The sequence below is a fragment of the Streptomyces sp. NPDC006197 genome, assembly GCF_040613865.1.
GTDB lineage: Bacteria > Actinomycetota > Actinomycetes > Streptomycetales > Streptomycetaceae > Streptomyces.
In genome coordinates, this window is sequence record NZ_JBEXSZ010000238.1 from 1 (window position 1) to 7,510 (window position 7,510).

The window sequence follows — 7,510 nt, forward strand, 5'->3', positions numbered from 1 at the left end:
GGGCGGAACGGGTGGGCACAACGGAACGGCGCCCCTTGCCGGGCCTAGGCTCCCGAGCCTGAACCCGCACCCCGTGCACAGCGCACTGGTGGTGCGGGTCCAGGCCCGGAAGGCGGAGCGCGCCCGCAGAGGCGCCGTCCCGTGTGCCCACCCGTCCCGCCCCTGCGGGACGATTGCCCACACGGAGGTGCGGGAAGGGCAGCGCCCGGCGCGGCCGCCCGCAGGGCGGGGTCCCGGCTCCGGCCCCGCCCCGCCCCGCAGGGACCCGTACCGTTGTCTCCCGTGACCCCCACCGGCCCCGCCACCACCACCGGCACCCCCTACGCCCGTCTCCGGGACCGGTTCCGCGCGCACCCCCTCGCCTTCGACGCGGTGATCGCCGCCGGTTCGCTCGTCGCGATGGTCGCCGGGTCCTTCACCGATCCGCACGGCAGCCCGGACGGGCCGACCTTCGGGGACCGCGCGCCCGACGTGTGGAGCGTGTTCGCCATGATCGCGGGGGCCGCCGCGCTGGTGATGCGCCGGCGCAAGCCCTTCGCGGTGCTCTCCTTCACCGTCGTGATCACCCTCCTGGAGCTGGTCGACGACGTCCGGCCCGCCCCGATCGCGATGAGCGCCGTCGTCGCGCTCTACACGGTCGCCTCCCGCACCGACCGGCCCACCACCTGGCGGGTCGGTCTCGCGACGATGGCGGTGCTCACCGCCGCCGCCATGGCCTTCGGCCCGACCCCCTGGTACGCGCAGGAGAACCTCGGCGTCTTCGCCTGGACCGGGATGGCGGCCGCGGCCGGGGACGCGGTCCGCAGCCGCCGGGCCTTCGTGGACGCCATCCGGGAGCGGGCCGAGCGGGCCGAGCGGACCCGCGAGGAGGAGGCCGGGCGGCGGGTCGCCGAGGAGCGGCTGCGGATCGCCCGCGACCTCCACGACGTCGTCGCCCACCACATCGCGCTGGTGAACGTGCAGGCCGGGGTCGCCGCGCATGTCATGGACAAGCGCCCCGACCAGGCCAAGGAGGCCCTCGCGCACGTCCGCGAGGCCAGCCGCTCCGCCCTGGACGAGCTGCGCGCCACCGTCGGCCTGCTGCGCCAGTCCGGCGACCCGGAGGCCCCCACCGAACCCGCCCCGGGCCTCGCCGTCCTCGACGGGCTGCTCGACAGCTTCCGCAAGGCCGGCCTCCCCGTCACCCTGGCCCGCGCCGACGAGGGCCTGACGCTGCCGGCGACCGTCGACCTCGCCGCGTACCGGATCGTGCAGGAGGCCCTGACCAATGTGCGCAAGCACGCGGGACCGGACGCGAAGGCCGAGGTGAGCGTCGTCCGGGTGGGCCGTACGGTCGAGATCACCGTCCTCGACGACGGCACGCCGCCGGCCGTCCCGCCCTCGGCCGCCGAGCAGCCCCCGGTCGGCGGCCACGGGCTGCTCGGCATGCGGGAGCGGGTCGGCGCGCTCGGCGGCACCCTCACCGCCGCGCCCCGCTACGGCGGCGGCTTCCGCGTGCAGGCGATACTGCCGGTGACGTCCCGCACGGGGGAGGACAGCACATGACGATCCGGGTACTGCTCGCCGACGACCAGGCCCTGCTCCGCAGCGCCTTCAAGGTCCTGGTGGACTCCGAGCCCGACATGGAAGTGGTCGGGGAGGCGCCCGACGGCGACGGGGCGGTCGCGCTGGCCCGCTCCACGCGGCCGGACGTGGTCCTGATGGACATCCGCATGCCGGGCACCGACGGCCTCGCCGCCACCCGGATGATCACGGCGGATCCCGAGCTGGCCGACGTACGGATCGTCATGCTGACCACCTTCGAGGTCGACGAGTACGTCGTGCAGTCGCTGCGCGCCGGCGCCTCCGGCTTCCTCGGCAAGGGCGCCGAGCCGGAGGAGCTCCTCGGCGCGATCCGGATCGCCCACGCCGGCGAGGCGCTGCTGTCCCCGGCCGCCACCAAGGGCCTGATCGCCTCCTTCCTCGCCCAGGGCCCGGCCGAGGACACCGCGGCCACGCCGGGCGGGGCCCGCACCGAGCGGCTCGCCGCGCTCACCGCCCGGGAGCGCGAGGTCCTCGTCCTCGTCGCGGGCGGCCTGTCGAACGACGAGATCGCCGAGCGGCTCGACGTCAGCCCGCTCACCGTGAAGACGCACGTCAACCGGACCATGGCCAAGCTCGGTGCCCGCGACCGGGCCCAGCTGGTGGTCACCGCCTACGAGTCCGGTCTCGTACGCCCCCGGGTGGAGTGAGCGCGTACTCCAGACGCGGTATGCGCGGCGTAAGGAAGTGGACCCGGGGGCCGAGGACTTCCGGCCGCGGATGGCAGATCGTATAGACGGGGGGCACCTCCGGCGGATCCAGCGGGTCGGGCCGGGGTCTTGGCTGCTCCCGCCTGTCGACGAGTACGCCACAGAAGAGAGACCCCATGTCCTGGCTGTCCAGATTCAGCCTCGCGCAACGGGCCCTGATCGGGCTGATGTCCATCGTCGCGATCGTGTTCGGGGCGATCGCGATCCCGCAGCTGAAGCAGCAACTGCTCCCCTCGATCGAGCTGCCCATGGTCTCGGTCCTCGCCCCCTACCAGGGCGCCTCTCCCGACGTGGTCGAGAAGCAGGTCGTCGAGCCGCTGGAGAACAACCTCAAGTCCGTCGACGGCCTCAAGTCGGTCACCTCCACCGCCTCCGAGGGCATGGCCGTCGTCATGGCCTCCTTCGACTACGGCGACGAGTCGACGAAGCAGCTCGTCGCCGACGTCCAGCAGGCCGTGAACCGGGCCCGCGCCCAGCTGCCCGACGCCGTCGACCCGCAGGTGATCGCCGGTTCGACGGACGACATGCCGACCGTCGTCCTCGCCGCCGCCTCGGACAAGGACCCGCAGGCACTCGCCGACCAGCTGGAGCGGAGCGTCGTGCCCGCCCTGGAGGACATCGAGGGCGTCGGCCAGGTCTCCGTCAGCGGCGTCCAGGACCTCCAGGTCTCCGTGACCCCGGACGAGCGGAAGCTCGCCGCGGCCGGACTCAACACGATGAAGCTCGCCGAGGCCCTGCGCTCCGGCGGTGCCACGATGCCGGCCGGCGCCTTCTCGGAGGCGGGCAAGTCCCGCACGATCCAGGTCGGCGGCGGCTACACCTCGCTGAAGCAGATCGAGGACCTGCGCATCCCCGCGGCCGTTCCCGGCAAGGGCAAGGCGGTCCGCCTCGGCGACGTCGCCACCGTGAAGCAGGAGGAGTCCCCGCGCACCTCCCTCACGCGGACGAACGGCAAGCCCACCCTCGCCGTGATGGCCACCATGGACAAGGACGGCAGCGCCGTCGCGATCTCCGACGCCGTCGAGGAGAAGCTGCCCGAGCTGCGCCGCGACCTCGGCGCCGGCGCCGAGCTGACCGTGGTCTCCGACCAGGGCCCGGCCGTCGCCAAGGCCGTCTCCGGTCTGACCACGGAGGGCGCGCTCGGCCTCGTCATGGCCGTCCTGGTCATCCTGGTCTTCCTCGCGTCGCTCCGCTCGACCCTGGTGACCGCGGTCTCCATCCCGCTCTCGGTGGTCCTCGCCCTCATCGTGCTGTGGACCCGTGACCTCTCGCTGAACATGCTCACGCTCGGCGCGCTCACCATCGCCATCGGCCGGGTCGTCGACGACTCGATCGTGGTCCTGGAGAACATCAAGCGGCACCTCGGCTACGGCGAGGAGCGCCAGAGCGCGATCCTCACCGCGGTCCGCGAGGTGGCGGGCGCCGTCACCTCCTCGACCCTCACCACCGTCGCCGTCTTCCTGCCGATCGGTCTGGTCGGCGGCATCGTCGGCGAGATGTTCGGCTCCTTCTCGCTGACGGTGACGGCGGCCCTGCTCGCCTCGCTGCTGGTCTCCCTGACCGTGGTCCCGGTCCTCTCGTACTGGTTCCTGCGCGCTCCCAAGGGCACGTCCGAGGACCCGGAGGAGGCCCGCCGCCTGGCCGAGGAGAAGGAGGAGAAGAGCCGTCTGCAGCGCGCGTACGTACCGGTCCTGCGGTTCGCGACCCGCCGTCGGCTCATGAGCCTCGCCATCGCGCTCGTCGTCTTCGCCGTCACCATCGGCATGGGCCGCCTCCTGAAGACGAACTTCTTCGACCCCGGCGAGCAGGAGGTGCTCAACATCCGGCAGGAGCTGGCGCCCGGCACCAGCCTGGGGGCCTCCGACGAGGCCGCGAAGAAGGTCGAGAAGGTCCTCGCGGACACCGAGGGCGTCAAGGACTACCAGGTCACCGTCGGCTCCTCCGGCTTCATGGCGGCCTTCGGCGGCGGCACCGGCTCCAACCAGGCCTCGTACAAGGTGAGCCTGGAGGACTCCGCCTCGTACGAGAAGACCCGGGACGCCATCGAGAAGGGCCTCGGCGCGCTCGACGGGATCGGTGACACCACCATCGCCGCCGGCGACGGCTTCGGCTCCCAGAACCTGAGCGTGGTCGTCAAGGCCGCCGACCCGGAGGTCCTCAAGAAGGCCTCCGAGCAGGTCCGGGCCGCGGTCGCGGGGCTGAAGGACGTCACCGACGTCGAGAGCGACCTGTCGCAGTCCGTCCCGCGCGTCTCCGTGAAGGCGAACGCCAGGGCGGCCGACGCCGGCTTCGACACCACCTCGCTCGGCGCGATCGTCGCCCAGGCCGTCCGGGGCACCCCGGCCGCCAAGGCGATCCTCGACGACAGCGAGCGGGACGTCCTCATCACCTCGGCCCACCCGGCCACCACCCTGGCCGCGCTCAAGGCCCTGCCGCTCGGCCCGGTGAAGCTGGGCGACATCGCCACCGTCGAACTGGTCCCCGGCCCGGTCTCGATGACCCGGATCGACGGCGCGCGCGCCGCGACGATCACGGCCAAGCCGGTCGGTGACAACACCGGCGCGGTGGGCAACGCCCTCCAGGCGAAGCTGAAGGGCCTCGACCTGCCGGAGGGCGCCACCGCCACCGTCGGCGGCGTCACCGCGGACCAGTCCGATGCCTTCCTCAACCTGATCCTGGCGATGCTCGCGGCCGTCGCGATCGTCTTCATGCTCCTGGTGGCGACCTTCAGGTCGCTGGTCCAGCCGCTGATCCTGCTGGTCTCGATCCCGTTCGCGGCGACCGGCGCGATCGGCCTGCTCGTGGTCACCGGCACGGCGATGGGCGTCCCGGCGATGATCGGCATGCTGATGCTCATCGGCATCGTCGTCACCAACGCGATCGTCCTGATCGACCTGATCAACCAGTACCGGGCGCAGGGCCTGGGCGTCGTCGAAGCGGTGGTCGAGGGCGGCCGGCACCGGCTCCGCCCGATCCTGATGACCGCCCTGGCGACGATCTTCGCCCTGCTGCCGATGGCCCTCGGCATCACCGGCGAGGGCGGCTTCATCGCCCAGCCGCTGGCGGTGGTGGTGATCGGTGGTCTGATCACCTCGACGCTGCTGACCCTGCTCCTCGTCCCGACGCTCTACGCGATGGTGGAGCTCCGCAAGGAGCGCCGCGCGAAGAAGAAGGCAGCGAAGCGGGCGGCGAAGTCCGGCGAGGTCCCGGTCCCGCCGCAGGCGAAGGAGCCGACGGCGGTCTGATCCGTACGGCATTCCGGTACGGCATGAGGAAGGGGCGCCCCACGAGCTCGTGGGGCGCCCCTTCCGGCGTACGAACGGGAGAACCGTTACGGCAGGAACCGTTACGGCAGGGCCAGCATCCGCTCCAGGGCGAGCTTGGCGAAGCTCTCCGTCTCCTTGTCGACCTGGATCTGGTTGACGAGGTTGCCCTCGGCCAGGGACTCCAGGGTCCACACCAGGTGGGGGAGGTCGATGCGGTTCATCGTCGAGCAGAAGCAGACCGTCTTGTCGAGGAAGACGATCTCCTTGCCCTGGTCGGCGAAACGGTTCGCCAGTCGCCGGACGAGGTTCAGCTCCGTGCCGATGGCCCACTTGGAACCGGCCGGGGCCGCCTCCAGGGTGTTGATGATGTACTCGGTCGAGCCCACGTAGTCCGCGGCGGCGACGACCTCGTGCTTGCACTCGGGGTGGACGAGCACGTTCACACCCGGGATGCGCTCGCGCACGTCGTTGACCGAGTCCAGCGAGAAGCGGCCGTGCACCGAGCAGTGGCCCCGCCACAGGATCATCTTGGCGGCGCGTAGCTCCTCGACGGTGAGTCCGCCGTTGGGCTTGTGCGGGTTGTAGAGCACGCAGTCGTCCAGGGACATGCCCATGTCGCGGACGGCGGTGTTGCGGCCCAGGTGCTGGTCCGGCAGGAAGAGCACCTTCTCGCCCTGCTCGAAGGCCCAGTTCAGGGCCCGCTCGGCGTTGGACGAGGTGCAGATCGTGCCCCCGTGCTTGCCGGTGAAGGCCTTGATGTCGGCCGAGGAGTTCATGTACGAGACGGGCACGACCTGCTCGGCGATGCCGGCCTCGGTCAGCACGTCCCAGCACTCGGCGACCTGCTCGGCGGTGGCCATGTCGGCCATCGAGCAGCCGGCCGCGAGGTCGGGCAGGACGACCTTCTGCTCGTCGCCGGTGAGGATGTCGGCCGACTCGGCCATGAAGTGCACGCCGCAGAAGACGATGTACTCGGCCTCGGGCTTGGCGGCGGCGTCGCGCGCCAGCTTGAAGGAGTCACCGGTCACGTCGGCGAACTGGATGACCTCGTCGCGCTGGTAGTGGTGACCGAGCACGAAGACCTTGTCCCCGAGCTTCTCCTTCGCGGCGCGGGCGCGCTCCACGAGGTCCGGGTCGGAGGGCGACGGCAGGTCGCCAGGACACTCCACGCCGCGCTCGCTCTTCGGGTCGGCCTCGCGGCCGAGCAGGAGCAGGGCGAGCGGCGTCGGCTGGACGTCCAGGGGCTGGGCGGTGGTCACGTCACGCACCCTTTCTTCGGGGAGCCTTTTCGTCTAAATGACGCTATCTATCATAACCCGCTTCACGTCATATCGACGATGTCCATAGTGTCGATGTGACGAATTCGCCGTCCGCGCTCCTGGACGGGGTGTGCGAGCATGAAAGAGGGAAGACCCCACTCGGCCCGGAATGGATCCGGGGCACCGTCGGTTACAACCGTCGGCAAGCAGTCTCCGTACACACCGGGAGAGAAGCAGATGTCCGTATCGGACGAGAAGACCACTGTCAGCGACGGCATCCTCCTGTCCGACGCCGCCGCGGCCAAGGTCAAGGCCCTCCTCGACCAGGAAGGCCGCGAGGACCTGGCCCTGCGCGTCGCCGTTCAGCCCGGCGGCTGCTCCGGCCTGCGTTACCAGCTGTTCTTCGACGAGCGTTCGCTCGACGGCGACGTCGTGAAGGACTTCGACGGCGTCAAGGTCGTGACCGACCGCATGAGCGCCCCGTACCTCGGGGGCGCGTCGATCGACTTCGTCGACACGATCGAGAAGCAGGGCTTCACCATCGACAACCCGAACGCCACGGGCTCCTGCGCCTGCGGCGACTCGTTCAGCTAGGCCTGTACGTGGGTGAGGGCGGCGGCCCCGGGACTGACGACACTGCCGTGCACCCCGCCCCCGTCGAGGGCCGTGCAGGCGACGCAGGTGAGGGTGCGGC

The 7,510-nt window shown here is 71.3% G+C and carries 5 protein-coding genes; 4 read left to right on the plus strand and 1 reads right to left on the minus strand.

Translation table 11 applies throughout. From position 1 onward, the window contains the following. Positions 1-282: 282 nt before the first annotated feature. The 3 genes from ABZ318_RS38270 to ABZ318_RS38280 all read left to right on the plus strand — a co-directional run bounded on the left by ABZ318_RS38270 (position 283) and on the right by ABZ318_RS38280 (position 5,536). Positions 283-1,545 carry a sensor histidine kinase gene (locus ABZ318_RS38270; protein WP_356907030.1) on the plus strand — a complete coding sequence of 421 codons (1,263 nt, stop codon included), beginning with the start codon at positions 283-285 and terminating at the stop codon, positions 1,543-1,545. After that, positions 1,542-2,231 carry a response regulator transcription factor gene (locus tag ABZ318_RS38275; RefSeq protein WP_356907031.1) on the plus strand — a complete coding sequence of 230 codons (690 nt, stop codon included), beginning with the start codon at positions 1,542-1,544 and terminating at the stop codon, positions 2,229-2,231. Before ABZ318_RS38270 ends, ABZ318_RS38275 begins: the two co-directional genes overlap by 4 nt. Before the next feature lie 176 nt (positions 2,232-2,407). After that, entirely contained in the window at positions 2,408-5,536 is a 3,129-nt protein-coding gene (locus ABZ318_RS38280) for an efflux RND transporter permease subunit (RefSeq protein ID WP_356907032.1), read from the plus strand. Positions 5,537-5,637: 101 nt separating this feature from the next. Here ABZ318_RS38280 and nadA read toward each other — a convergent pair whose 3' ends face one another. Then, the gene (nadA, locus tag ABZ318_RS38285) at positions 5,638-6,816 is read right to left on the minus strand and encodes a quinolinate synthase NadA (RefSeq protein WP_356907033.1); all 1,179 of its coding nucleotides are present in this window, start codon (positions 6,814-6,816) and stop codon (positions 5,638-5,640) included. 237 nt (positions 6,817-7,053) lie between these two features. Between nadA and ABZ318_RS38290 the strand changes: the two genes are divergently transcribed. Then, positions 7,054-7,410 (plus strand): iron-sulfur cluster assembly accessory protein, encoded by a 357-nt coding sequence (locus tag ABZ318_RS38290; protein WP_015033024.1) that lies wholly within the window; start codon positions 7,054-7,056, stop codon positions 7,408-7,410. Positions 7,411-7,510 lie beyond the last annotated feature (100 nt).